The sequence below is a fragment of the Streptomyces anulatus genome (assembly GCF_014650675.1).
Classification (GTDB): Bacteria; Actinomycetota; Actinomycetes; order Streptomycetales; family Streptomycetaceae; genus Streptomyces; species Streptomyces anulatus.
The window spans coordinates 176,702-200,952 of sequence record NZ_BMVK01000002.1; the positions used below are offsets into that span (position 1 = coordinate 176,702).

A 24,251-nucleotide genomic window follows, 5' to 3' on the forward strand; every position below is an offset into this window, starting at 1 on the left:
ACGCCGCGCGCCCCCCTCGTAGGTGCCCGTCCCACGAGCCGCGGGAGGCGACACGGTGTCCAGCGCAGCCGAGCAGGAGGCAGTACGGGATCCGGAAGCGGTGGCCGGGGCCCGGGCGGAGATCGCGGAGGCCCACCGCGCCGACGCCGCCCGGGCGGGGGCGTCGGCCCCCGCCGTCTGGCCCGGGGCGCCGATGCCGCTGGGGGCCCGCTTCCGGGTCGGCCCGGACGGGGTGGCGGGGACCAATTTCGCCCTGTGGGCGGGCGGGGCCGAGGCGGTCGAGCTGTGCCTGTTCGACGAGCGGGGCATGGAGACCCGCTGCCCGCTGACCGAGCTGACCCATGAGATCTGGCACGGCTTCGTGCCCGGGGTGCGGCCCGGTCAGCGCTACGGCTACCGGGTGCACGGCCGCTGGGACCCGTGGACGGGGGCCCGCTGGAACGCGGCGAAGCTGCTGCTGGACCCGTACGCCCGTGCGGTCGACGGGACTTTCGCCCTGCCGCCCGAGGTCTACGGGCACGTACGGGACTGGCCGGACCAGCATGTGGCCGACACCGTGCGGGACGACCGGGACTCGGCGCCCTTCGTGCCCAAGGGCGTGGTCGTGCGCGACGACGACGACTGGGTGGAGGACCGCCGCCCCAAGACCCCGTGGGCCGACTCCGTGATCTACGAACTGCACGTGCGGGGCTTCACCAAGCTGCACCCGGACATCCCGCCCGAGCTGCGCGGCACGTACGCGGGGCTCGCGCACCCGGCCGCGATCGAGCACCTGACGCGGCTCGGGGTGACCGCCGTCGAACTGCTCCCGGTGCACCAGTTCGCCCACGAGGACCATCTGCTGCGGCGCGGGCTGCGCAACCACTGGGGCTACAACTCCATCGGCTACTTCGCCCCGCACGCCGGCTACTCCGCCTCCGGGACGGCGGGCCAGCAGGTCGGCGAGTTCAAGCGGATGGTTCACGCGCTGCACGAGGCCGGGATCGAGGTGATCCTCGACGTCGTCTACAACCACACCGCGGAGGCGGGCGAGCTGGGACCGATGCTGTCGCTGCGCGGCATCGACAACCGGGGCTACTACCGCCTGAGGGACGACCCGCGCCGCTACGCCGACTACACGGGCTGCGGCAACACCCTGCACGTGGTGCAGCCCCAGGTGCTGCGGCTCATCACCGACTCGCTGCGCTACTGGGTCACCGAGATGGGCGTCGACGGCTTCCGCTTCGACCTGGCGGCGGCGCTGGCCCGCTCGATGCACGACGTCGACATGCTCTCCCCGTTCCTCGCGGTGATCGGCCAGGACCCGGTGCTGCGCCGGGTCAAGCTCATCGCCGAGCCGTGGGACGTGGGCAACGGCGGCTACCAGGTCGGAGCCTTCCCTCCCCTGTGGACCGAGTGGAACGACCGCTACCGCGACGCGGTGCGCGACTTCTGGCGCGGCGCGCTCCCCGACGTACGGGATCTCGGCTACCGGCTGACCGGCTCCAGCGACCTGTACGCCTGGGGCGGCCGCCGCCCGTACGCCTCGGTCAACTTCGTCACCGCGCACGACGGCTTCACCCTGCGCGACCTGGTGAGCTACGAGCAGAAGCACAACGAGGCCAACGGGGAGGGCAACCGGGACGGGACGAGCGACAACCGGGCGTGGAACTGCGGGGCGGAGGGCGAGAGCGACGACCCGGGGATCAACGCGCTGCGCCGCCGCCAGCTCCGTAATCTGCTGACCACCCTGCTGCTGTCCACCGGGGTGCCGATGCTGGTGGCGGGCGACGAGATGGGCCGGACGCAGGGCGGCAACAACAACGCCTACTGCCAGGACAACGCGACCGGCTGGCTGGACTGGTCACTGCTGGAACAGCCGCAGTGGCGGGAGCTGACCGAGCTGACGGCCCGGGTGCTGACGCTGCGCCGGACCCATCCGGTGCTGCGGCGCCGCGCGTTCTTCTCCGGCCGCGCGCAGGCCCCGGACGGGCTGCGGGACCTGGCGTGGTTCGCCCGGGACGGCCGGGAGATGACGGAGGGCGACTGGTACGCCCCCGCCGCCACGCTCGGCCTCTACCTCTCCGGGCGGGACATCCCGGGGCGGGACGCGCGGGGCGAGCCGGTCACCGACGACAGCTTCCTGGCGGTCCTGCACGCAGGCGCGGAGCCGACGGTCTTCGCCCTGCCGGGAGCACCGTGGGCGGCCCGCTACGAACTGGTCCTGGACACCTCCCGGGAGGAGCAGACCGAGGCTCCCGGCACCGTCCTGGACGGCGGTACGGAGATGACGGTGCCGGCCCGCTCGGTGCTGCTGCTGCGGGTGGCGGACTGAGCGGGGGACGTACGGATCAGCCGAGGATGCCCCGGTCGTAGCCGACGGCGACGGCCGCGGCCCGGTCCTTGGCGCCCAGCTTGGCGAAGACATGGGTGAGGTGGGTCTTCACGGTCGCCTCGCTGATGAAGAGTTCGGCGGCGATCTCCCGGTTGGTGGTGCCCCGCGCCACCAGGACCAGCACCTCGCGCTCGCGGGCCGACAGGGCGGTCTCGGTGGGGTCGGCGGCGGGGGTGCGGACCCGGGTCATCAGCCGGGAGGCGACCGCGGGCGACAGGACACTGCGCCCGTCGGCGGCGGCCCGGACGGCCGCGAACAGCTCCTCGCGCGGGGCGTCCTTGAGGAGGTAGCCGGTCGCGCCCGCCTCGATCGCGGGCAGGGTGTCGGAGTCGGTGTCGTACGTGGTCAGCACCAGCACCTTCGAGCGCGCGCCGCGCCGGGTCAGCTCCGCGATGGCCGCCACTCCCCCGCCGCCGGGCATCCTCAGGTCCATCAGGACGACGTCGGGGTCGAGGCGTTCGACGGCCGTGAGGGCGTCCACGCCGTTCGACGCCTCGCCGAGGACGTCGAATCCGGGGGCGGCGGCGAACATGCCCCGCAGTCCGTCCCGGACGACCGGGTGGTCGTCGACGACGACGAGGCTGATGGCGCGGGCGGCGGTCTCGGTCATGACGGCACCGTACGGCGGCTCGGGGCAGCCTGACCAGGGGCCACCGCGGTGCTGTTCACGGGGTACCTGACCAGGGGGACCCTGGCCGATACCGCCGTGCCGCCGCCCGGTTCCGACTCCACCTCGACCGCGCCCGCGATGCGCTCCGCGCGGGCCCGCATACCGCCGAGGCCGAAGCCTCCGGTGCGGCCGGCCGGGGTCGCGGTCGTGGGGTCGAAGCCTCGCCCGTCGTCCCGTACGTCCAGGGTCAGTTCGTCGTCCATGAAGGACAGCGTCACCCCGACCCGTGAGGCCCCGGAGTGCCGCCCTGCGTTGGCGAGGGCCTCGCCCGCGATGCGCAGCAGGGTCGCGGCGATCTCGTCGTGGACCGGTTCGACGGTTCCGGTGACGGTGAAGTCGGCCCGGACGCGGTGCTGTTCGGCCCAGCCGGCGACCGTCTTCCCCAGCGCCCCGGCCAGTTCGTCGTGCTCCAGGGCGACGGGGGCCAGGTTGTGCACGGAGCGGCGGGCCTCCCCGAGGCTGTGGCGGGCGAGCGCGGCGGCCCGCTCCAGATGGAGGCGGGCGGTCACCGGATCGCGGTCCGAGACGGAGGTGACGACCTGGAGCTGGGCGATGATCCCGGTGAGGCCCTGGGCGAGGGTGTCGTGGATCTCGGCGGCGAGCCGCCGCCGCTCGTCGTCGACCCCGGCCTCACGGGCCTGGACGAGGAGTTGGGCGTGCAGGGCCGCGTTCTCCGCCATGGCCTCCTCCAGCCGGAGGTTGGTGCGCTCCAGTTCGGCGATGGTCTCGGCCTGGATGCGGGCCTTCTCCTCCTCCCGCATGCCGACGTGCCAGAAGAAGAGGGCGAGGGTGGCGTTGACGATGTAGAGCACGCAGAAGGCGACCCAGTTCATCAACGAGGCGGGCGGCAGGCCTCCGCTCTGCGAACCGGCCAGGGTGACGGCGGTGGTGAGCAGCCCGGCGCGGACGAAGCGCTTGGGCAGCAGGGGCTCGACGTCGAAGTAGCTGAGCGCCGCGTAGATCGCGAAGAACGGGTTGAGCCAGGACAGCGCGAAGGCCAGGACGGTCCGGGCGGCGTAGTAGGTCACCCCGGCCGGGGCGCCCGGAGCGGTACGCGGGCGGGCCCGGCCCCACCAGAGCTGGAGCCCGTACGCCGCCGCGACGAGGGCCCCGGCGACGTACATCTCGGTACGGGTCATGATCAGGTCGGCGGCGACACCCCCGACGAGGACGGACAGGGTGAGGACGGCGTAGGGACCGTACCGGTAGAACTGCTCCCAGCGGTCCTCGATGGTGCGGGGCCCTGTCGCACCCGACAGGTACGAGGAGCGGGGCGGCAACGTCATTCCGGCAGTCTCCGTCACTGCCACCGGAAGAGTCGAGCGGCCGCGGTGCCCAGGGCCGCGGTCCACAGGGCGAGGACCAGGAGGTGGATCCAGCCCGGCCAGCTCCCGGAGGCGGCCTGCTCCAGCGCCTGGGAGGCGGCCCCCAACGGGGTGATCTCCACGATGCGGCGCAGGGCGTCGGGCATCGTCTGGACGGGCAGCCACACGCCGGCGCTGAACATCATCACGAGGTAGGCGCCCGTGCCGATCGCGGTGGCCGCCTTCGTGGTCCGGGACAGGGCGCAGATCATGGAGCCCAGCGTCAGTACGGCGGCGACGGCGAGCAGCAGCGCCAGCAGGTAGCCGGGGAGCTGTTCGGGCAGCGCGACCCCGTAGGCGATCCGGCCGACGGCGGTGACGAGGAGCGCGGAGGCGAGGCAGGCCGCGCCGTGCAGCAGGATCTGGGCGCCGAGCAGGGCGGAGGGCCGCACCGGGGTGGCGGACATCCGGCGCAGGATTCCGCGCTCGCGGTAGGCGGTGAGGACCGGCGGCATCGCCTGGATCCCCGCCGTGATCATGGCGAGCAGGATCGAGATGGGGACGTACAGGTCGATGACGCGCCGTCCGCCGAGGTCGTCCTGCGTCTCCTTGAAGGCGGGGATGAAGCCGAGGATCACCAGGAGAACGGAGGGGAAGACGAAGATCCAGAACAGGTTGCCCGGTTCGCGGAGGAAGAGCCGGGTCTCGGCGATCAGGACGGCGGCCGCGGGACCGCGTCGCCGGGCGACGCGGGACCCGGGGGCGGTGGGTGCGGTGGTGGTCTCGGTCGGCATGTCAGAGGTCCTGTCCGGTGAGGTCGAGGAAGGCTTCGTCGAGGCTGGTCTCGGTGATGCGCAGCCGCTGGGCGGTGACGCCGAGTTCGGCGAGCAGGGCGACGAACGGGGTGACGGTCTCGTCGGTGCCGTGCAGCGTGAGCGCCCCCTCGCGGTCGGGCGGGGTCACGGTCTCGACGCCGGGAAGCGCGGCGAGCCGGGTGAGGTCGGGGCCGGTGAGCGCCCGGGAGGGCACGAAGGAGACGACGGTGGAGCCCGTGGCCCGCCGGATCAGCCCCGCCGGGGTGTCCAGGGCGACGACCTTGCCCCGGTCGATGACGGCGATCCGGTCGCAGAGGCGCTGGGCCTCCTCCATGAAGTGGGTGACGAGGAGGACGGTCACCCCGCCGTCGCGGATCTCCTCGATGAGCTTCCAGGTGTCGCGGCGGGCGCGCGGGTCGAGGCCGGTGGTCAGTTCGTCGAGGACGACCACCTTCGGGTTGCCGATCAGGGCGAGCGCGATGAACAGGCGCTGCTTCTGGCCGCCGGAGAGCTTGGCGAAGCGCGTGTCGAGCTTCTCGTCGAGGCCGAGCCGGGCGGCGAGCGGACGCCAGTCGGCCGGGGTCGGGTAGAACGCGCTGTACAGCTCCAGGGCCTCCCGTACGGTCAGTTTGGCCTGGAGTTCGCTCTCCTGGAGCTGGGCGCCGAGCAGGTGCGTCACCCGGTCGTGGTCGGCGACGGGGTCGAGCCCGGCGACCCTGATGGTGCCCGCGTCGGGGATGCGCAGACCCTCCACGCATTCGACGGTGGTGGTCTTGCCCGCCCCGTTGGGGCCGAGGATGCCGAAGATCTCGCCCTCGTCCACGGAGAAGGAGACGCCGTCGACCACGGCACGGCCCGCGTAGGTCTTGCGTACCCCGTTGACTTCGATGATTGCCATGTCCACCAGGGTTCCGGCGGGCGGGCGCGGGCGGTATCCGCCGTCACGCTCGACGGCGCATCGGCCGATCGGTTGACCCGGGGTACGACCGTCGCCGGCGGAGGTCCGGCCCGGCGGAAATTGGCAGGACCGATGTCAGTGGTGAAACGTAAGGTCGCCCCTGATGCCCAAAAAGCCTGCAGAGCGCACGGACCGGTCCGCCGTGCGCTCCCTCCTGCGCCTGTGGCCCTATGTCCGACCCGTACGGGTGCGCCTGTTCACGGCCGCCTTCGTGGCGATCCTGGCGTCCTGCCTGGGGCTGGTGATCCCCCTGGTCCTGAAGTGGATGGTGGACGGTCCCGTGGCCGACCGCGATCCGGGCGGAGTGTGGCTGGGGGCGCTGTATCTGCTGCTGCTCGGCATCGCGGAGGCGCTGCTGTTCGGGCTCCGGCGCTGGCTGGTGGCGCGTCCGCTGGCCGGGGTCGAGGCGTCGATGCGGGCGGATCTCTACCGCCATCTGCAACGGCTGCCGGTCGCGTTCCACGACCGCTGGGCCTCGGGTCAGCTGCTGTCGCGCGGGACGACGGACCTGATGCTGCTGCGGATGTTCCTGGCGTTCCCGCTGACCTTCCTGGTCGTCAACACGGCCACGATCCTGGTCGGGTTCGTCATCCTGTTCGCCCAGGACTGGACGCTCGGTCTGGTGCTGCTGGCGCCCGCGGTGCCGCTGATGATCCTGTGCTCGCTGTTCGAGACGAAGTACTCGGTGGTCGCGCGCCGGGCCCAGGACCAGGTCGGCGACCTCACCACGGTCGTCGAGGAGAGTGTGCTGGGCATCCGCATCGTCAAGGGCTTCGGCCGGCACCGCAGTCAGGCGCAGGCGTTCCGGGCGCTGTCGCACCGGCTGCGCACCACGGAGCTGGGCAAGGCCCGGCTGCTCGCCGGGATCTGGGCGCTGATCACCGCGATCCCGGAGCTGGCGATCGGCGCGGCGCTGGTGCTGGGCACGATCCAGGTGGCGGACGGCACGCTGTCCGCGGGCACGCTGGTGGCGTTCCTGTCCACGGCGCTCGCCCTGCGCTGGCCGGTGGAGTCGATCGGCTTCCTGCTGGCGATGAGCCAGGAGTCGGCGACCGCGACCGACCGGTATTTCGAGGTGATGGACGTGGCGGAGGAGCCCGGGGCCGCGCCGGTCCGCGAGGGCGCTCCGGCCACCGGTCCGGGGATGGTGTTCGAGGGCGTCGAGTTCCGCTACCCGGACGCGGATCCGGGCTCGCCGCCGGTCCTCGCCGGGATCGATCTGCACATCCGGCCCGGTGAGACGCTGGCCCTGGTCGGGGGTACGGGGTCGGGCAAGACGACGCTCACCGCTCTGGTGCCCCGGCTGCACGAGGTGACCGGCGGGCGGATCACGCTGGACGGCGAGGACATCGCCACGATGGAGCGCTCCCGGCTGCGGGAGCTGGTCTCGGTGGCGTTCGAGGAGCCGACGCTGTTCTCCGCGACGGTCGGCGAGAACGTGACGATGGGCGCGGCGGACGCGGACGAGCAGCAGGTGCGCCGGGCGCTGTCGGTGGCCCAGGCCGACTTCGTGCACCGGCTGCCCCGGGGGCTGGACACCGAGGTCGGCGAGCAGGGCCTGAGCCTGTCCGGCGGCCAGCGTCAGCGCCTCGCGCTGGCCCGCGCCGTGGTCGGGGAGCCGCGCTTCCTGGTGCTGGACGACCCGCTCTCCGCGCTGGACGTGCACACGGAGACGCTGGTGGAGGCCGCGCTGCGGCAGGTCCTGGAGCGGACGACCGCGGTGGTCGTGGCGCACCGCCCCTCCACGGTGATGCTGGCCGACCGGGTGGCGCTGCTGTCCGGGGGCCGGATCGCCGCGGTCGGCACCCATCAGGAGCTGCTGCGCGACAACGCGGAGTACGCCTGGCTGATGTCGGGCGCCGGGAACGAGCCCGCCGGGCCGGTGGACGCGTCCGCCGCACCGGTGGGCGAGCCCGCCACGCCGCCTCCCGCCGGGCCGGTGGGCGAACTCTCCACGCCGGTGGGCGAGCCCGCCGGGCCGCACCCCGCCACTTCGGTGAGCACCCCCGTACAGCAGGTCCCCGCCGAGGAGGGCAGTGCCCGATGACCACGACCACCGATGACGCGTCGCTCCCGGCCGCCGACGACGATGGCCCGCCGAAGAGCCGGACCGCGCCCGCCCCCGGGCGCGCCGACGACCCGTTCGACCGGGACGACCTGCCCGCGCCGCCCGGGGCGACCAGGGCACTGCTGTTCTCGCTGCTGGCCCCGATGCGCGGCCGGGTCGCGGTGTCGGCCCTGCTGCTGCTGGTCCAGCAGGTCGCGATGCAGGCGGGCCCGCTGCTGGTGGCGTACGCGATCGACAGCGGGGTCCCGGCGTTCCGCGACCACGACTACGGGCCGCTGATGGCGGTCGCGATCGGCTACGCGGTGTGTTCCGTCGGCGCGGGCGTCCTCCAGTACGCCTTCATCCGGGCCGCCGCGCGGATCAACCAGGACGTGCTGCTCGATCTGCGCGGCCGGATCTTCCGGCACGCGCAGGCGCTCAGCGTCGACTTCCACGAGCGCTACACCTCGGGCCGGCTGATCTCGCGTTCCACGACGGATGTGGAGTCGTTGCGGGAGCTGCTGAGCGAGGGGCTCCAGGAACTGATCGGCGTGGTCCTGTCGTTCGTGTCGATCGCGTTGGTGCTGCTCTGGCTGGACCTGGGGATCGGCGCGATCGCCACGCTCTCCTTCGTACCGCTGTATCTGATGGTCCGGACGTACCGGCGGCGGGCGTCCGTCGCGTTCACGGCGCGGTCGACGGCGATCGCGGCGGTGATCGTGAAGTTCGCGGAGACGATGAACGGCATCCGTCCGGTCCAGGCGTTCCGCCGCGAGCGGAGCAACGACACCGTCTTCACCACGCTGAACACCCGCCACGAGCGGGCGAACGGCGACGCGATCCTGGAGATGGCCCGCTATGTCATCGGTTCACGGCTGATCGCGAACACGGCGGTGGCCGGGATGGTGCTGTGGGGCGCCTACCGGGTGGCGGACGGGACGCTGGCGCTCGGGGTGCTGGCGGCGGCGGTGCTGTATCTGCGCCGGCTGTACGACCCGATCGACCGGCTGGGGATGTTCCTCAACTCCTACGAGTCGGCGGCCGCTTCGCTGACGAAGATCGCCGGACTGCTGGCCCAGACGCCGAACGTCCCGGAGACCGACCGGCCGAAGGAACTGCCGCCGCGCTCGGGCGAACTCCCGGGCCGGGAGGTCACGTTCGACGGGGTGCGGTTCGCCTACCGTACGGGCGGCGAGGTGCTGCCCACGTTCGACCTGCAGATCCCGGCGGGCCGGACGGTGGCGGTCGTCGGGTCGACGGGCGCGGGCAAGTCGACGCTGGCCAAGCTGCTGGCCCGCTTCTACGACCCGACCGAAGGCCGGGTGCTGCTGGACGGCACCGACCTGCGCGACCTGGACACCGCCGAGCTGCGCCGGGGCGTGGTGATGGTGACGCAGGAGGCGTTCCTGTTCTCCGGGACCGTCGCGGAGAACATCGCGATCGGCCGCCCGGACGCCACCCGCGAGGAGATCGAGCACGCCGCGAAGGCGATCGGCGCGCACGACTTCATCGCCGCCCTGCCGGACGGCTACGACACGGACGTACGCAAGCGGGGCGGGCGCATCTCGGCGGGCCAGCGGCAGTTGGTGGCGTTCGCCCGGGCCCTGCTGGCGAACCCGGCGGTGCTGATCCTGGACGAGGCGACCAGCTCCCTGGACGTCCCCGGCGAGCGGGCCGTGCAGCGGGCCATGGACACGGTGCTGCACGGCCGCACGGCGGTGGTGATCGCCCACCGGCTCTCCACGGTGGAGATCGCGGACCGGGTGCTGGTGATGGAGCACGGCCGCATCGTGGAGGACGGCGCGCCCGCCGAACTGATCGGCGGGACGGGGCGGTTCGCGGGGCTGCACCGGACGTGGAAGGACAGCCTGGCCTGAGCGGTTCCGGCCGGGGCCGCCTATGCGGCGAGCAGTTCCGGGGCGAGGTCGCGCCATGCCTGGCGGGCGAAGGTGTCGAAGCTGTCGGTGACCACCTGGACGGCGATGTGGTCGGCTCCGGCCCGGTGGTGCTCGGTGAGCCGGGCGGCGATCTCGTCCGGTTCGCCCCAGGCGAACAGCTCGTCGATCAGCCGGTCGCTGCCGCCGCCGGACAGGTCCTCGACCGCGAACCCCCCGCGCAGCCACGCCGACCGGTAGTTGCGCAGCCCGAGGTAGGGAGCGAGCATGGCCCGGGCCGTGGCGCGGGCCTTCCCGGCGTCGGTGTGCGGGATGACGGTCTGTTCCAGCGCCAGCAAGGGCCCTTCGCCCAGCATCGACCTGGCCCAGGCGGTATGGGCGGGGCCGACGAGGTAGGGGTGCACTCCCGTGGTCCTGGCTGCTGCCAGCCGGGTCATCTGCGGCCCGTGCGCACCGATGATGCGGGCGGTCGACGGCAGTGGCGGATCCGCCGCGTCCAGTGCCTCCAGGTAGGAGCGCAGCGCGTGGTACGGCTCGTGGTACCGGCCGGCGATCTCGGCATGGCTGACGCCCAGGCCCACCAAGAGCCGGTTCCGTTGCCGTTCCGGCAAAGCGTGGTAGGCGGCGGCGAGTCGGCCGGGTGGCCTGTCCCAGATGGACACGCACCCGGTCGCGACGGTGATCCGGCTCGTCGCCGACAGGACCGCCGAAGCCGTGAGCAGGTCCGCGCGCGGGTTGCCGCCCGGGCTGCCGCCGAGCCAGATGGCGCCGTACCCGAGCTCTTCCAGCTCGGTCGCGGCGTCCCGCGCCTCGGCGCGGTCCCCGTGCGTGAACGCCAGGCTCCAGATACCGATCGTCCCGAGCTGCATGGCGAAGCCTTCCTGGGTGGGGAAGCTCCGTTGTAGCGGCGCGGGCGGGACCTGTCGCCCGCAAGGCCCCGTCCTGTCCGGAAGCCGATCGTCGGCGTCCGGTCACTCCGCCTTGACGGCCGGGTGCGATGCCGACGGGATTCGAACCCGCGGACGGGCCGGGGCAGACCCGCCCCCGCCTCATCGGTCGGCGCGGAGGGAGTCTCCCCCGCGCCGATCGCCTTGGGCCGCTCGGCCACGGCACCGCACCCTGCGGGACCGCGCGGTCCCGGTCCGCCGATCGTAGGGTGGCGGCCGCCTCCGGGGCGACGGGATCGACCGCCCTCACCCCGGCAGCAGGCGCACCGCCGCGTCCCGCAGCCGGGTGCGTTCCGTGCTCATGAAGCGGTGCAGGGTCCGCGAGCCGAGGGCCGTCCGCTGGGCGCTGCGGCGGCGTTCGGCGTCGTAGGCGCGCAGGGCCCCGGCGATGCCCGCCGGGCCCGGGGGTGCGGCGGCGAGTGCACGGGTCAGGGCGTCCGCGTCCAGGATCGCGGTGCAGGCGCCCTGGCCGAGGTTGGGCGTCATGGCGTGGGCCGCGTCGCCGACCAGGGCGACGGGGGCCGGCCGGGCGCCGGTGGGGACACGGGAGGCGGGCCGGGCGTCGGCGGAGACGAAGGAGGGCAGCGCCGGGTAGAGGTGCCGCATCTCGTAGCGGATCCAGGTGGCCGGGTCGGTGGCGTCCAGGATCCGCGGGATCGGGTCGTGCCAGCCGGCGAAGGAGGCGCGCAGTTCCTCGGCGGTGGTGGCCTCGGGCACGGTGGCGTACCAGTTGGTGCGGCCCGGCTCGACCGGGGTCAGCCCGAAGAACCGGCCGCTGCCCCAGGTCTCGCCGTGCACCGGGCTCTCGAAGTCGGCGATGCCGATCCAGGCGACGGTGCCGACCCGGCGCGGGCCGCTGCGGTCGCCGAAGCGGGCGGTGCGCACGGCGCTGCGGATGCCGTCGGCGCCGATCACCAGGTCCTGCCCCGCGGCGAGGGCGTCCACGTCGGTGACCCGCTCGCCGAGCTTGATCGGTACGTCCCCGAAGGCGTCCAGGCCCGCCAGCAGGGCGTCCAGCAAGTAGGGCCGGGAGATGAGGAGTTCGGGGCGGCCCGCCTTGCTTTCGATGCGTTCCAGCGGGAGGCGGGCCATGGGCCTGCCGTCCGGGGTGCGGATGTGCGCGTCGCGGTAGGGCACGGCGTGGTCGCGCAGCGCGTCGCCCACGCCGAGCCGGTCGAGCGCGGCCTGCGCGGTGGGGTGAATGCCGAAGGCCGCTCCGTACCGCTCCAATTCGGTGCGCCGTTCCAGCACCGTGACCGTCCAGCCCGCGCGGCGGAGTCCGATCGCGGTCGCCAGACCGCCTATTCCCGCGCCGACCACGGTCGCCGTTCCTGTCATGTCGCGCTCCCGAGCTCGTTCGGACCCTGCAAGAGAACCACCACAACTGTGGTACCACGGCTGGGGTAGCATCGGCAACAGAAGGGCCGGAAGAGGGCGGCCGTACGGGAGTGAGGGAGCGCGCGTGAATCCGGACCGGCGGGACCGGCTGCGGGACGCGGCCGTCGAGGTGCTGGCCCGGGACGGCGGGCGCGGACTGACCCACCGGGCCGTGGACCGGGCCGCCGAGGTGCCGCCGGGCACCGCCAAGAACTACTTCCCGACCAGGGACGCGGTGCTCCGCGCGGTGGCGGAGCGCTGCCTGGAGCAGTACCTCGCGCTCACCGGACAGCTGGCCGCGACCCGGGGGCCGATGGACCGCGAGGGCCTGACGGTCCTCTTCCGCTCCCTCCTGGAGAACGTCGCGGGGCCGGGCCGCTCCCGGCTGCTGGCGGTGCTGGAGCTCCAGGCCGAGGCGACCCGGCGACCCTGGCTGTCCGGCATCCTCGATCCGATGGCGAGCGGGGACTTCGCGGGCTTCGAGCTGGCCCAGCGCTCCGCCGGACTGCCCGTCACCCCGCAGCGGGCCGCCGTCGTCACCCTCGCGCTGCACGCGGCGATCCCGCATCTGCTGACGAACGGCCCCGACACGCTCGCGGCGGCAGGACTGGACGACGTGGACCGCTTCGTGCGCGACCTCCTGGACGCGGTGTATCCGACGGACGCGGGCGACTGAGCGCCGCGGCCGGGCCGGCGCCGCACCCGCGGCCGCCCGGAGCGCCTCGCGCCATGACCGCCCCCGCGCCGCCCCCGCGCCGCATCCTGACGGATCGGCGCATTCCGGCGTGTGAATCTGGCCAGAACCCGACGCTGTCTCATCAGGCGGTCATCACACCCCTTCCCGCCCGCGACGCCGCGGTGCCCTTCGCGCACGAAACCTGTGACCACCCTGTGAATACCGGGCTCCACAACGCCCGGTAACACTGCGGCAATGATCGGCGAAACGTCCGCTTAACGAACATGACCTTTCCTGCAACGAACGAAAACCGGCCAACTTATTGACGCGGTCCTGACAGGTGCGGTCATCTGCTGACACTCTTCACCCCGTTCTGCGCACCGCCTGCACCGTCCGGACGGCTCGTCCAGCGCCGCCGGTACCCCCCTCGCAGAAGGAGTCCGCGTGAGATCCACGCCCAGCCGTCGCGCCACCGCGACCGGCGCTCTGATAGCCGCAGCAGCCCTCATAGCCGTCGCCATTCCGTCCGGCGCCGCGACCGCCACCTCCGCACCCTCCTCGGCCCCGCTCGGCGGCATCACCGCCGGCACGAAGGCCGACCCGGGCGCCCTGCCCGCCAAGCTCTCCCCCGCCCAGCGCGCCGAGCTGCTCAGCGAGGCGAACGCCACCAAGGCGGCCACCGCCAAGGAACTCGGCCTCGGGTCCACGGAGAAGCTCGTGGTCCGTGACGTCGCCCAGGACCGCGACGGCACGACGCACACCCGCTACGAGCGCACCCTGGGCGGGCTTCCCGTCCTCGGCGGCGACCTCGTGGTCAAGGCGTCCCCGGCCGGAGCGACCGAGGGCGTCAGCAAGGCGTCGAAGGCGACCAGCGCGCAGCTGAAGGCCGTCGGCCTCACCGCCGACGTGGCCCCGGCAGCGGCCGAGCAGCAGGCGCTCGGCCGGGCGAAGGCCGAGGGCTCGAAGGCGAAGAAGGCCAGCGAGGCCCCGCGCAAGGTGGTGTGGCTGGGCAGCGGCTCCCCGCAGCTCGCGTACGAGACCGTGGTCGGCGGACTCCAGCACGACGGCACCCCGAACGAGCTGCACGTCGTCACCGACGCCGCCTCCGGCGAGAAGCTCTACGAGTGGCAGGCCGTCCACAACGGCACGGGCAACACGCAGTACAACGGCCAGGTCACCCTGGGCACCGCGCCCTCGTACACCCTGACCGACACCACGCGCGGCAACCACAAGACGTACAACCTGAACCGGGGCAGCTCCGGCACCGGCACGCTGTTCTCCGGCCCGGACGACATCTGGGGCGACGGCACTCCGCAGAACGCCGAGACGGCCGGCGCGGACGCCCACTACGGCGCGGCCGAGACGTGGGACTACTACAAGAACGTGCACGGCCGCTCCGGCATCCGCGGTGACGGCGTCGGCGCGTACTCCCGCGTCCACTACGGCAACAACTACGTCAACGCGTTCTGGCAGGACAGCTGCTTCTGCATGACGTACGGCGACGGCAGCGGCAACGTCAAGCCGCTGACCTCCCTGGACGTGGCCGCCCACGAGATGACACACGGCCTGACCTCGGTCACGGCCAAGCTGGTCTACAGCGGCGAGTCCGGCGGCCTCAACGAGGCCACCTCCGACATCTTCGCCGCGGGTGTGGAGTTCTACTCCAACACCGCCCAGGACCCGGGCGACTACATGGTCGGCGAGAAGATCGACATCAACGGCGACGGCACCCCGCTGCGCTACATGGACAAGCCCTCCAAGGACGGCGCGTCCAAGGACGCCTGGTACTCGGGCATCGGCAACGTCGACGTCCACTACTCCTCGGGCCCGGCGAACCACTGGTTCTACCTGCTCTCCGAGGGCAGCGGCGCCAAGACCGTCAACGGCGTCAACTACGACTCGCCGACCTCCGACGGGCTCCCGGTGACCGGCATCGGCCGGGACAAGGCGCTGCAGATCTGGTTCAAGGCGCTCACCACCAAGTTCACCTCGACGACCAACTACGCCGCTGCCCGCACCGGCACGCTCGCGGTCGCCAGTGAGCTGTACGGGGCCACCAGCCCCGAGTACGCGGCCGTGGCCCACGCCTGGGCCGGCATCAACGTGGGCGCCCGCCCCGGCGGCGGCAACCCCGACCCGGGCGGCAAGGTGTTCGAGAACACCACCGCGGTGACCATCCCGGACGCCGGTGCGGCCGTCACCAGCTCGGTCACCGTCTCCGGTGTGACCGGCAACGCGCCGAGCACCCTCAAGGCGGACGTGAACATCACGCACACCTGGCGCGGTGACCTGGTCGTCGACCTGGTGGCCCCGGACGGCACCGCCTACCGGCTGAAGAACTCCTCCTCCGGCGACTCCGCGGACAACGTGGTGGAGACCTACACGGTCAACGCCTCGTCCGAGGTGGCCAACGGGGTCTGGAAGCTGAAGGTCCAGGACGTCGCACGCCAGGACACCGGGCGGATCAACAGCTTCAAGCTCACCTTCTGATCCCGCCGGGCCCACCGGCCCGGAGGGAGCACACACGAAACGGCCCGGGAGGGGTTCGCCCCCTCCCGGGCCGTTCGCCGTGGCGTGTGCGGGCCCCGCGTCAGGCGGGGTTGTTCGCGTGGGTCAGGGTCTCCCAGGCGACGAACAGGTTGTTGGACCCGGCCGGCCGCTGCCGCTCGGTCAGCGTCCGCGTGTTGGTCATCGCGTGACCGAGGCGGTTGGCGAGGGCGTTGTAGCCGACCTCGGTGACCGGCCCGAGGTCGTCCTTGAGCGAGCCGCCGCAGAGCGAGGACGGCACGGCCGCGCCCAGCTGGTACTTGGCGTGCAGCCCCATCGCGTGCCGCAGCCGGTCGGCGACCTCCGGGTAGAGGTCCTGGCCCTGGATCCGGCTGGTCTCGGCGATGTGGGAGATGGCGGAGAGGCCGTAGCCGGTGTGGGTCAGATCGCGGCAGGTCTCCTGGGAGAGGCCGTCCATGAAGGTGGACTGCCCCTGCCAGTAGTTGACGACTTTCGCCCGGGTGTCGAGCCCGCTGCCGGGGGCGACCTTGGGCAGCGAACCGTCGGCGGTCACATAGATGTACGCGGGGACACGTCCGCGGAACTTGCCGACGGCCTTGTCGTAGGCGGCGCGGTCCTCCAGGAAGACCGCGATCCCGATCGCCGCCTCGGTCATGGACAGCTCCCAGTTCCCGTTGGAGTGGGAGCCGTTGGTGACTTCGGGGAGGTAGACGTCCCGCAGCATCGTGCCGAAGCGGCCGGAGTTCGGCCAGCCGCTGTAGGTGTACTTGATGATCTCGGCGGCGCGGGGCCAGGAGGAGCCGGCCCAGCCGGTCTGGAGCGGCGCGTTGCTGTTGGTGTGGTCCCTGATGACGGCCGACCAGGCGTCCATGATCTGGATGGCCTTCTGCGCGTACCGGCTGTCCTGGGTGATGTACCAGGCCAGCGAGAGCGTGTACGCGGCGATGGCGTCCTCGCGCTCGTCCGTGCAGCCGTTGTTGGGGTTGGAGTAGGAGCCGCACTCGACGACGGCGCGCGGCTTGGGGGTACGGGTCAGGGAGGCGTACCTGCTTCCCGCCATCTGGTCGAAGGCGCTCTTCCAGGGCTGTGCGCCCGCCTGCACCCGGCCCCGGACGAAGTCCAGTTGGGGGCGGCTGACGAGCACCCCGGGGTGGGTGAAGTCCGCCGGGGCGGCGGCTCGGCCGGGGGCCGGGGCGGGGGCCGGGGGCCGCTCCGCCAGGGCGGGTGCGGCGAGCGCCGTGGTGAGCAGCGCGGCCAGGGCGGCGGCGGTGCCGAGAACGCGGGGAATGGTGCCGGTGCGCATGTGGGGGTGCCTTCCGGTGCGGTGGCGGTTCAATAGCCCGACCCGGCAACCAAGTTCATGGGTGTGAACAATGGGCCGCATGATGAACCCTGTGATGAGTCAGGAACGTAAAGCCATTCCATGGACACGTCAAGGTTCTGTGTTCATTGCACGAACGGGCCCCGGCCCCACCGGCACACGCGCAGGGACCCGGCACCGCACGGGTGCCGGGTCCCTCGGGTCCGCCGTGGCGCACGCTCAGCGCAGCAGCACGCCCGCGCCCTCCCCCGCTGCCTCGGCCGGCAGCGCGACCAGGCCCAGTTCGGCGCTGGTGGCCAGCAGCGGGTGGGCGGGCAGAATGCGCACGGTGTAGCCGTACGGTCCCGTCCGGTCCAGCGCGAGCGGCCCCTCGTACAGCCAGCGGTCCTCCAGGTCCTGACCGCCCGCCGGCTTCAGCGGGAAGACCTGGGCGTCCGCGATGGCGTCGCCCGCGTCGACCCGGCCCGCGACCACCTGGACCTCCACGTCGTCCGGGTCCAGGCCGCCGAGCGCGATCCGTACCCGCAGCGCCAAGGTGGCGCCGAGCTCCGCCGAGCCGCCCGCCGCGGTGTCGGTCACCGACTCCACATGGTCGACGGAGACCCCGCGCCAGGCCGCCCGGACCCTGGCCTTCCACTGGGCAAGGTCCCGCGCCGCCCCGGAATCCAGGGCCCGCCGGGACTGCGCGGCGGGGGCGTACAGGCGCTCCACGTACTCGCGCACCATCCGCCCCGCGAGCACCCGCGGCCCCAGGTTGACCAGGGTGGAGCGGACCATCTCGATCCAGCGGTCGGGCAGCCCCCCGGCCCCCCGGTCGTAGAAGCGCGGGGCGACGCGGTCCTCGATCAGGGCGTACAGGGCGTTCGACTCCAGCTCGTCGCGGCGGTCCTCGTCGATCGCCGAGCCGTCGGCGGTGGGGATCTCCCAGCCGAAGTCAGGGTCGAACCACTCGTCCCACCAGCCGTCGCGCACGGACAGGTTGAGGCAGCCGTTCAGCGCCGCCTTCATCCCGCTCGTGCCGCACGCCTCCAGCGGACGCAGCGGATTGTTGAGCCAGACGTCGCAGCCCGGGTAGAGCTTCTGCGCCATACCCATCCCGTAGTCCGGGAGGAAGACGATGCGGTGGCGGACCCCCGCGTCGTCCGCGAACCGCACCAGCTCCTGCACCAGCCGCTTGCCGCCGTCGTCGGCGGGGTGGGCCTTGCCCGCGACGACGATCTGGATCGGGCGGGTCGGATGCAGCAGCAGCGACCGCAGCCGGTCGCGGTCGCGCAGCATCAGCGTGAGCCGCTTGTACGAGGGGACGCGCCGGGCGAAGCCGATCGTCAGGACGTCCGGGTCGAGGACGCCGTCGATCCAGCCCAGCTCGGCGGTGCCCGCGCCGCGCCGGCGCCAGGAGGCGTAGAGCCTGCGGCGGACCTCGGTGACCAACTGGCCGCGCAGCTCACGGCGCAGGTCCCAGATCTCCTGGTCGCCGATGCCGGTCACCGCGTCCCAGCGGCGGGGCGTGCCGGTGGTCCCGTCCGCCTCGTCGGCCACCGGGCCGCCCGCCAGCACCTGGTGGGCGCGGCCCTCGCCGACCTGGCCCGCGCCGAGCCGGAACACCTCGGGGGCGACCCAGGTCGGTGCGTGGACCCCGTTGGTGACGGAGGTGATCGGCACCTCGGCGGGGTCGAAGCCCGGCCAGAGCCCGGAGAACATCTCCCGGCTGACGGCTCCGTGCAGGGTGGAGACGCCGTTGGCGCGCTGGGCGAGCCGGAGTCCCATCACCGCCATGTTGAACAGCTCCGGCTCGCCGCCGGGGTACGTCTCGGTGCCGAGCCGCAGGATCTTCTCGACGCCGACGCCGGCCAGCTCGCCGTCGTCGCCGAAGTGGCGGGCGACGAGCCCCCGGTCGAAACGGTCTATCCCGGCGGGCACCGGCGTGTGGGTGGTGAACACGGTCCCGGCCCGGACCACTTCGAGGGCGGCGTCGAAGTCGAGCCCTGTGGCGGCCAGTTCGCGGATGCGCTCCAGACCGAGGAAGCCGGCGTGGCCCTCGTTGGTGTGGAACACCTCGGGCTCCGGCGTGCCGGTCAGCCGGCACCAGGTGCGCACCGCGCGCACCCCGCCGATGCCGAGCAGCATCTCCTGGAGCAGGCGGTGGTCGCTGCCGCCGCCGTACAGCCGGTCGGTGACGTCGCGTTCGCCGGGGGCGTTCTCCTCGACGTCGGAGTCGAGCAGGAGCAGCGGCACACGACCGACCCGGGCCAGCCAGATACAGGCGTGCAGCGAACGTCCGCCGGGCAGGGCGAGCACCACCCGGGCGGGGGCGCCGTCGGCCTCGCGGACCAGGTCGAGCGGGAGTTCGTTGGGGTCGAGGACGGGATAGTGCTCCTGCTGCCAGCCCTCACGCGAGAGGGTCTGGCGGAAGTAGCCGTGCCGGTAGAGCAGACCGACGCCGATGAGCGGGACGCCGAGGTCGCTGGCGGCCTTGAGGTGGTCGCCCGCCAGGATGCCGAGGCCGCCGCTGTACTGGGGCAGCGCCGCGGTGACGCCGAATTCGGGTGAGAAGTAGGCGACGGCGGAGGGGAGTTCCGCTCCGGCGGCCCGCTGCTCCTGGTACCAGCGGGGGCCTTCCAGATACTCGGCCAGGTCGGCGGAGGCCCCGGCGAGGCGGCCGAGGTACTCCTCGTCCCCGGCCAGTTCGGCGAGCCGCCCGGCGGACAGCGAGCCGAGCAGGTGTACGGGGTCGGCGTCCGCGGGCCGCCAGCCCTCGGGGTCGGCGGACCGGAAGAGCTCACGGGTCTCGGTGTGCCACGACCAGCGCAGGTTCAGCGCGAGGTCGTGGAGAGGTCGGAGGGGTTCGGGGAGGACAGGACGCACGGTGAATCGACGAATGGCCTTCACTGCTCCACCTTTACAGGGGACTTGCGCATCCGGGCGGACGCACCACGGTGTGCGTCCCTTCCGTCACCCCTGAAGGTAGCGGCCGTCCGTGGCCGCCTGCCACGGCGCGCGGACGGCTCACTGGGTCCGGGGCCGGCCGCCGCGCGCCTCCCCCCGGACGCCCCAACCACCTCGCCCGTGCTCCCCCGTCACTCCGCTCACCTGGGGGTTTGGCCGATTTCACCCCCGTACGCAGCCTTGTGGACCTCCCTGTCACAGGGAAGGCTGCCGTGTGTCGCCGCAGAGCGGGTATCCGGAACCCGTGGAGGCGCCTCGGGCTCCCCTCGCCCACCGGGGGCGTGCGCGCCGCGTGCGGCGGGGCCCGGGCGGTCGGCTACGACCGAGTAGTTAACACAGCGCCGGATTTCCCACCCTCGGACGCGGGGAAGGCTTCCCCGGTACGCGGCACGACCCGGCCCGCAGACGTTCTCCGTGCATCCGGAAACATGCACGAAACCCCCGCGACCCACCCATTCGAGTGCCATTCGAGTGAACGCGGACAGGAGCGGCCATGCCCACAGCCCGTCAGCAGACAGCTGAGCAGCTACAAAGGACAGATCCCCGTCTTCGCGGCACACGCGGTCGGTCCTCCGCGCCCGTGCCGTCCCCCGTGCACGCCGAGCTCCTCCAGCCCTCAGGTGATTCCATGATCGGTCGTATTCCCGTCCTGGACGTCCGTCCTCTCGTCGACTGCGGCAGACGGGCGGCGAAGGCCGTCGCCGGTGAGACCTTCCAGGTCAGCGCCACCGTCTTCCGCGAAGGCCATGACGCGGTGGCCGCCAACGTCGTGCTGCGCGATCCGAGCGGACGGGTCGGGCCGTGGACCCCGATGCGCGAGCTGGCGCCGGGGACGGACCGGTGGGGGGCGGACGTCACCCCGGGATCCGAGGGCCGCTGGACGTACACGGTGGAGGCCTGGAGCGATCCGGTCACCACCTGGCGGCACCACGCCGCGATCAAGATCCCGGCGGGCATCGACACGGACCTGGTGCTGGCGGAGGGCGCGGCGCTGCTGGAGCGGGCCGCGGCGGGCGTGCCGAAGAAGCACGGCCGGGAGGCGGTGCTGGCCGCGGTGGACGCGCTGCGCGACCCGGCCCACCCGCCGGCCGCCCGGCTGGCCGCCGCCCTCACCCCGGCCGCCGACGCGGTCCTGGCCCGGTATCCGCTGCGCGAACTGGTCACCCGTTCCAAGCCGCTGGCGGTGCGGGTGGAGCGCGAGCGGGCGCTGTTCGGGTCGTGGTACGAGCTGTTCCCGCGCTCGGAGGGCGCGAAGCGGGTGCCGGTGGACCCGGCGGACACCTCGCCGGACGCGGAGACCCGCCTGGTGAGCGGCACCTTCCGGACGGCCGCCGAGCGGCTGCCGGCGGTCGCCGCGATGGGGTTCGACGTCGTGTACCTGCCCCCGATCCATCCGATCGGGACCGCCCACCGCAAGGGTCCGAACAACAGCCTGACGCCCGGGGAGCACGATCCGGGCGTGCCGTGGGCGATCGGTTCGGCCGACGGCGGGCACGACGCGGTCCACCCGGAGCTGGGCACGCTGGAGGACTTCGACCACTTCGTCTCCGTGGCCCGCAATCTGCGGATGGAGATCGCGCTGGACTTCGCGCTCCAGTGCTCGCCGGACCACCCGTGGGTCAAGGAGCACCCGGACTGGTTCCACCACCGCCCCGACGGTTCGATCGCGTACGCCGAGAACCCGCCGAAGAAGTACCAGGACATCTATCCGATCGCCTTCGACAAGGACATGCGCGGTCTGGTGGCGGAGACGGTCCGCATCCTGCGTTTCTGGATGGACCGCGGCGTGCGGATCTTCCGGGTCGACAACCCGCACACCAAGCCGGTGGTCTTCTGGGAGAAGGTCATCGAGGAGATCAACGGCGCCGACCCCGATGTGGTCTTCCTGGCGGAGGCCTTCACCCGCCCGGCGATGATGCACACCCTGGGCGCGGTCGGCTTCCAGCAGTCGTACACCTACTTCACCTGGCGCAACACCAAGCAGGAGCTCACGGAGTACGTCACGGAGCTGTCCGGCGAGGCCGCGTCGTACATGCGGCCCAACTTCTTCGTGAACACCCCCGACATCCTTCCCGGCTACCTCCAGGAGGGCGGCCGCCCGGCCTTCGAGGCACGGGCGGTCCTGGCCGCGACGCTGGCCCCTTCCTGGGGCGTGTACGCGGGATTCGAGCTGTGCGAGAACACTCCGGCCAAGCCGGGGAGCGAGGAGTACCTGCACTCGGAGAAGTACGAACTGCGCCCGAGGGACTGGGAGTCGGCGGAACGCGAGGGCCGCACGCTGACCCCCCTGATCACCTCGCTGAACCGGATCCGCCGGCGTAACCCCGCTCTGCGGCAGCTGCGCGACGTCCACTTCCACCACACCGACAACGAAGCGCTGATCGCCTACAGCAAGCGCTCCGGAGCGAACACCGTTCTGGTGGTCGTGAACCTCGACCCGCACCACACCCAGGAGGCCACGGTCTCGTTGGACATGGAGCGGCTCGGCCTCTCATGGCACGAGCGCGTACCGGTGCGCGACGAGCTCACCGGCGATACCTACCACTGGGGCAGGACCTTCTATGTGCGCCTAGAGCCGGGCATCACGCCCGCGCACATCGCCGTCCTGCGACCGTCCCCGCCGACCGGAGGGTCACCCACACCATGATCGTCAATGAGCCTGTCCACGACACGTTCGAGGACACTCCCGCCAAGGACCGCGATCCCGACTGGTTCAAGCGCGCCGTCTTCTACGAGGTGCTCGTCCGGTCCTTCCAGGACTCCAACGGCGACGGAATCGGCGACCTCAAGGGCATCACCGCCAAACTGGACTATCTCCAGTGGCTCGGTGTCGACTGCCTCTGGCTGCCGCCGTTCTTCAAGTCGCCGCTGCGCGACGGGGGCTACGACGTCTCCGACTACACCGCCGTCCTGCCGGAGTTCGGCGATCTCGCCGACTTCGTGGAGTTCGTGGACGCCTCGCACCAGCGGGGCATGCGCGTCATCATCGACTTCGTCATGAACCACACGAGCGATCAGCACGAGTGGTTCCAGCAGTCCCGCACCGACCCGGACGGGCCGTACGGCGACTACTACGTCTGGGCGGACGACGACAAGCAGTTCCAGGACGCCCGGATCATCTTCGTCGACACCGAGACGTCCAACTGGACCTTCGACCCGGTGCGCAAGCAGTACTACTGGCACCGCTTCTTCTCCCACCAGCCGGACCTCAACTACGAGAACCCGGCGGTCCAGGAGGAGATCCTGGCGGCCCTGCGCTTCTGGCTGGACCTGGGCATCGACGGCTTCCGGGTCGACGCGGTGCCCTACCTCTACCAGCGCGAGGGCACCAACTGCGAGAACCTCCCCGAGACCCACCACTTCCTCAAGCGGGTCCGCAAGGAGATCGACGCCAACTACCCGGACACCGTGCTCCTCGCCGAGGCCAACCAGTGGCCGGAGGACGTCGTCGACTACTTCGGCGACTACGAGCAGGGCGGCGACGAGTGCCACATGGCGTTCCACTTCCCCGTGATGCCGCGGATCTTCATGGCGGTCCGCCGCGAGAGCCGCTACCCGGTCTCCGAGATCCTGGCCAAGACCCCGGAGATCCCGAAGAACTGCCAGTGGGGCATCTTCCTGCGCAACCACGACGAGCTGACCCTCGAAATGGTCACGGACGAAGAACGCGACTACATGTACGCGGAGTACGCCAAGGACCCGCGGATGCGCGCCAACATCGGCATCCGGCGGCGCCTGGCCCCACTGCTGGACAACGACCGCAACCAGATCGAGCTGTTCACCGCGCTGCTGCTGTCGCTGCCCGGCTCCCCGATCCTCTACTACGGGGACGAGATCGGGATGGGCGACAACATCTGGCTGGGCGACCGGGACGCGGTGCGCACCCCGATGCAGTGGACGCCCGACCGCAACGCCGGGTTCTCCTCCAGTGATCCGGGCCGGCTCTACCTCCCCACGATCATGGACCCGGTCTACGGCTACCAGGTCACCAACGTCGAGGCGTCGATGGCCTCGCCGTCCTCGCTGCTGCACTGGACCCGCCGGATGATCGAGATCCGGAAGCAGAATCCGGCCTTCGGTCTCGGCGAGTACACCGAACTGCCCTCGTCCAACCCGGCGGTGCTGGCGTTCACCCGCGAGTACAAGGACGATCTCGTCCTGTGCGTGCACAACTTCTCGCGGTTCGCGCAGCCGACGGAACTGGACCTGCGATCGTTCGACGGACGTCATCCGGTGGAACTGATCGGTGGCGTACGCTTCCCGGCCATCGGCCAGTGGCCCTACCTGCTGACCCTTGCGGGACACGGCTTCTACTGGTTCCGGCTGCGCAAGGACGCGCCGCCGGCCTGAGGTCCACCCGCCCCGTGCGGGACGGTTTCCACCGACCCGCACGGGGCACCCTGACCCCAGGAA

15 protein-coding genes and 1 tRNA gene are annotated in these 24,251 nt (G+C 72.1%); 7 read left to right on the top strand and 9 right to left on the bottom strand.

The window, feature by feature from the left end; all coding sequences use genetic code 11:
• The first annotated feature begins 55 nt into the window (after positions 1-55).
• A complete protein-coding gene (gene glgX / locus IE272_RS05515; RefSeq protein ID WP_190006383.1) occupies positions 56-2,314 on the top strand; it encodes a glycogen debranching protein GlgX in 2,259 nt (752 codons plus the stop codon).
• 16 nt (positions 2,315-2,330) lie between these two features.
• Here glgX and IE272_RS05520 read toward each other — a convergent pair whose 3' ends face one another.
• Genes IE272_RS05520 through IE272_RS05535 form a run of 4 tightly spaced genes read right to left on the bottom strand, consistent with a single transcriptional unit; the run spans position 2,331 to position 6,061 of the window.
• Positions 2,331-2,984 carry a response regulator gene (locus IE272_RS05520; protein ID WP_190006384.1) on the bottom strand — a complete coding sequence of 218 codons (654 nt, stop codon included), beginning with the start codon at positions 2,982-2,984 and terminating at the stop codon, positions 2,331-2,333.
• Positions 2,981-4,330, bottom strand: coding sequence for a sensor histidine kinase (locus IE272_RS05525; RefSeq protein WP_190006385.1), 1,350 nt, complete (start codon positions 4,328-4,330; stop codon positions 2,981-2,983). The genes IE272_RS05520 and IE272_RS05525 overlap by 4 nt, the downstream gene beginning before the upstream one ends.
• Before the next feature lie 14 nt (positions 4,331-4,344).
• Positions 4,345-5,142 carry an ABC transporter permease gene (locus IE272_RS05530; protein WP_050362330.1) on the bottom strand — a complete coding sequence of 266 codons (798 nt, stop codon included), beginning with the start codon at positions 5,140-5,142 and terminating at the stop codon, positions 4,345-4,347.
• Position 5,143: 1 nt separating this feature from the next.
• A complete protein-coding gene (locus tag IE272_RS05535) occupies positions 5,144-6,061 on the bottom strand; it encodes an ABC transporter ATP-binding protein (RefSeq protein ID WP_056704333.1) in 918 nt (305 codons plus the stop codon).
• Positions 6,062-6,224: 163 nt separating this feature from the next.
• Here IE272_RS05535 and IE272_RS05540 point away from each other — a divergent pair, with 163 nt between their 5' ends.
• Complete coding sequence (locus IE272_RS05540) at positions 6,225-8,168, top strand: ABC transporter ATP-binding protein (protein ID WP_098893241.1); 1,944 nt, start codon at positions 6,225-6,227, stop codon at positions 8,166-8,168.
• Entirely contained in the window at positions 8,165-10,045 is a 1,881-nt protein-coding gene (locus IE272_RS05545; protein ID WP_190006386.1) for an ABC transporter ATP-binding protein, read from the top strand. The genes IE272_RS05540 and IE272_RS05545 overlap by 4 nt, the downstream gene beginning before the upstream one ends.
• 20 nt (positions 10,046-10,065) lie before the next feature.
• On the opposite strand, the gene IE272_RS05550 is transcribed toward IE272_RS05545, so the two are convergent.
• From IE272_RS05550 to IE272_RS05560, 3 genes are all read right to left on the bottom strand, one after another.
• Entirely contained in the window at positions 10,066-10,932 is an 867-nt protein-coding gene (locus IE272_RS05550) for a TIGR03620 family F420-dependent LLM class oxidoreductase (protein ID WP_056703920.1), read from the bottom strand.
• Between the two features lie 126 nt (positions 10,933-11,058).
• Positions 11,059-11,177: transfer RNA gene (locus tag IE272_RS05555), tRNA-OTHER, on the bottom strand.
• A gap of 79 nt (positions 11,178-11,256) precedes the next feature.
• Complete coding sequence (locus IE272_RS05560) at positions 11,257-12,348, bottom strand: FAD-dependent oxidoreductase (RefSeq protein WP_190006387.1); 1,092 nt, start codon at positions 12,346-12,348, stop codon at positions 11,257-11,259.
• A 124-nt stretch (positions 12,349-12,472) separates the two neighbouring features.
• Here IE272_RS05560 and IE272_RS05565 point away from each other — a divergent pair, with 124 nt between their 5' ends.
• Together IE272_RS05565 and IE272_RS05570 are read left to right on the top strand one after the other, a co-directional pair.
• Positions 12,473-13,063: a TetR/AcrR family transcriptional regulator gene (locus IE272_RS05565; RefSeq protein ID WP_056703915.1), complete on the top strand. Its 591-nt coding sequence runs from the start codon at positions 12,473-12,475 to the stop codon at positions 13,061-13,063.
• 444 nt (positions 13,064-13,507) lie between these two features.
• A complete protein-coding gene (locus IE272_RS05570; protein WP_190006388.1) occupies positions 13,508-15,553 on the top strand; it encodes a M4 family metallopeptidase in 2,046 nt (681 codons plus the stop codon).
• Positions 15,554-15,653: 100 nt separating this feature from the next.
• On the opposite strand, the gene IE272_RS05575 is transcribed toward IE272_RS05570, so the two are convergent.
• Both IE272_RS05575 and glgP read right to left on the bottom strand, forming a co-directional pair.
• Positions 15,654-16,874, bottom strand: a complete 1,221-nt coding sequence (locus IE272_RS05575) for an alginate lyase family protein (protein ID WP_056703909.1) — start codon at positions 16,872-16,874, stop codon at positions 15,654-15,656.
• Positions 16,875-17,111: 237 nt separating this feature from the next.
• Positions 17,112-19,781: an alpha-glucan family phosphorylase gene (gene glgP / locus IE272_RS05580; RefSeq protein ID WP_190006389.1), complete on the bottom strand. Its 2,670-nt coding sequence runs from the start codon at positions 19,779-19,781 to the stop codon at positions 17,112-17,114.
• A 685-nt stretch (positions 19,782-20,466) separates the two neighbouring features.
• On the opposite strand from glgP, the gene IE272_RS05585 reads away from it, so the two are divergent.
• Positions 20,467-22,485: an alpha-1,4-glucan--maltose-1-phosphate maltosyltransferase gene (locus IE272_RS05585; RefSeq protein ID WP_056703903.1), complete on the top strand. Its 2,019-nt coding sequence runs from the start codon at positions 20,467-20,469 to the stop codon at positions 22,483-22,485.
• On the top strand, positions 22,482-24,188 hold the full coding sequence (gene treS, locus IE272_RS05590) for a maltose alpha-D-glucosyltransferase (RefSeq protein ID WP_047178879.1): 1,707 nt from the start codon (positions 22,482-22,484) through the stop codon (positions 24,186-24,188). Before IE272_RS05585 ends, treS begins: the two co-directional genes overlap by 4 nt.
• Positions 24,189-24,251: the final 63 nt, after the last annotated feature.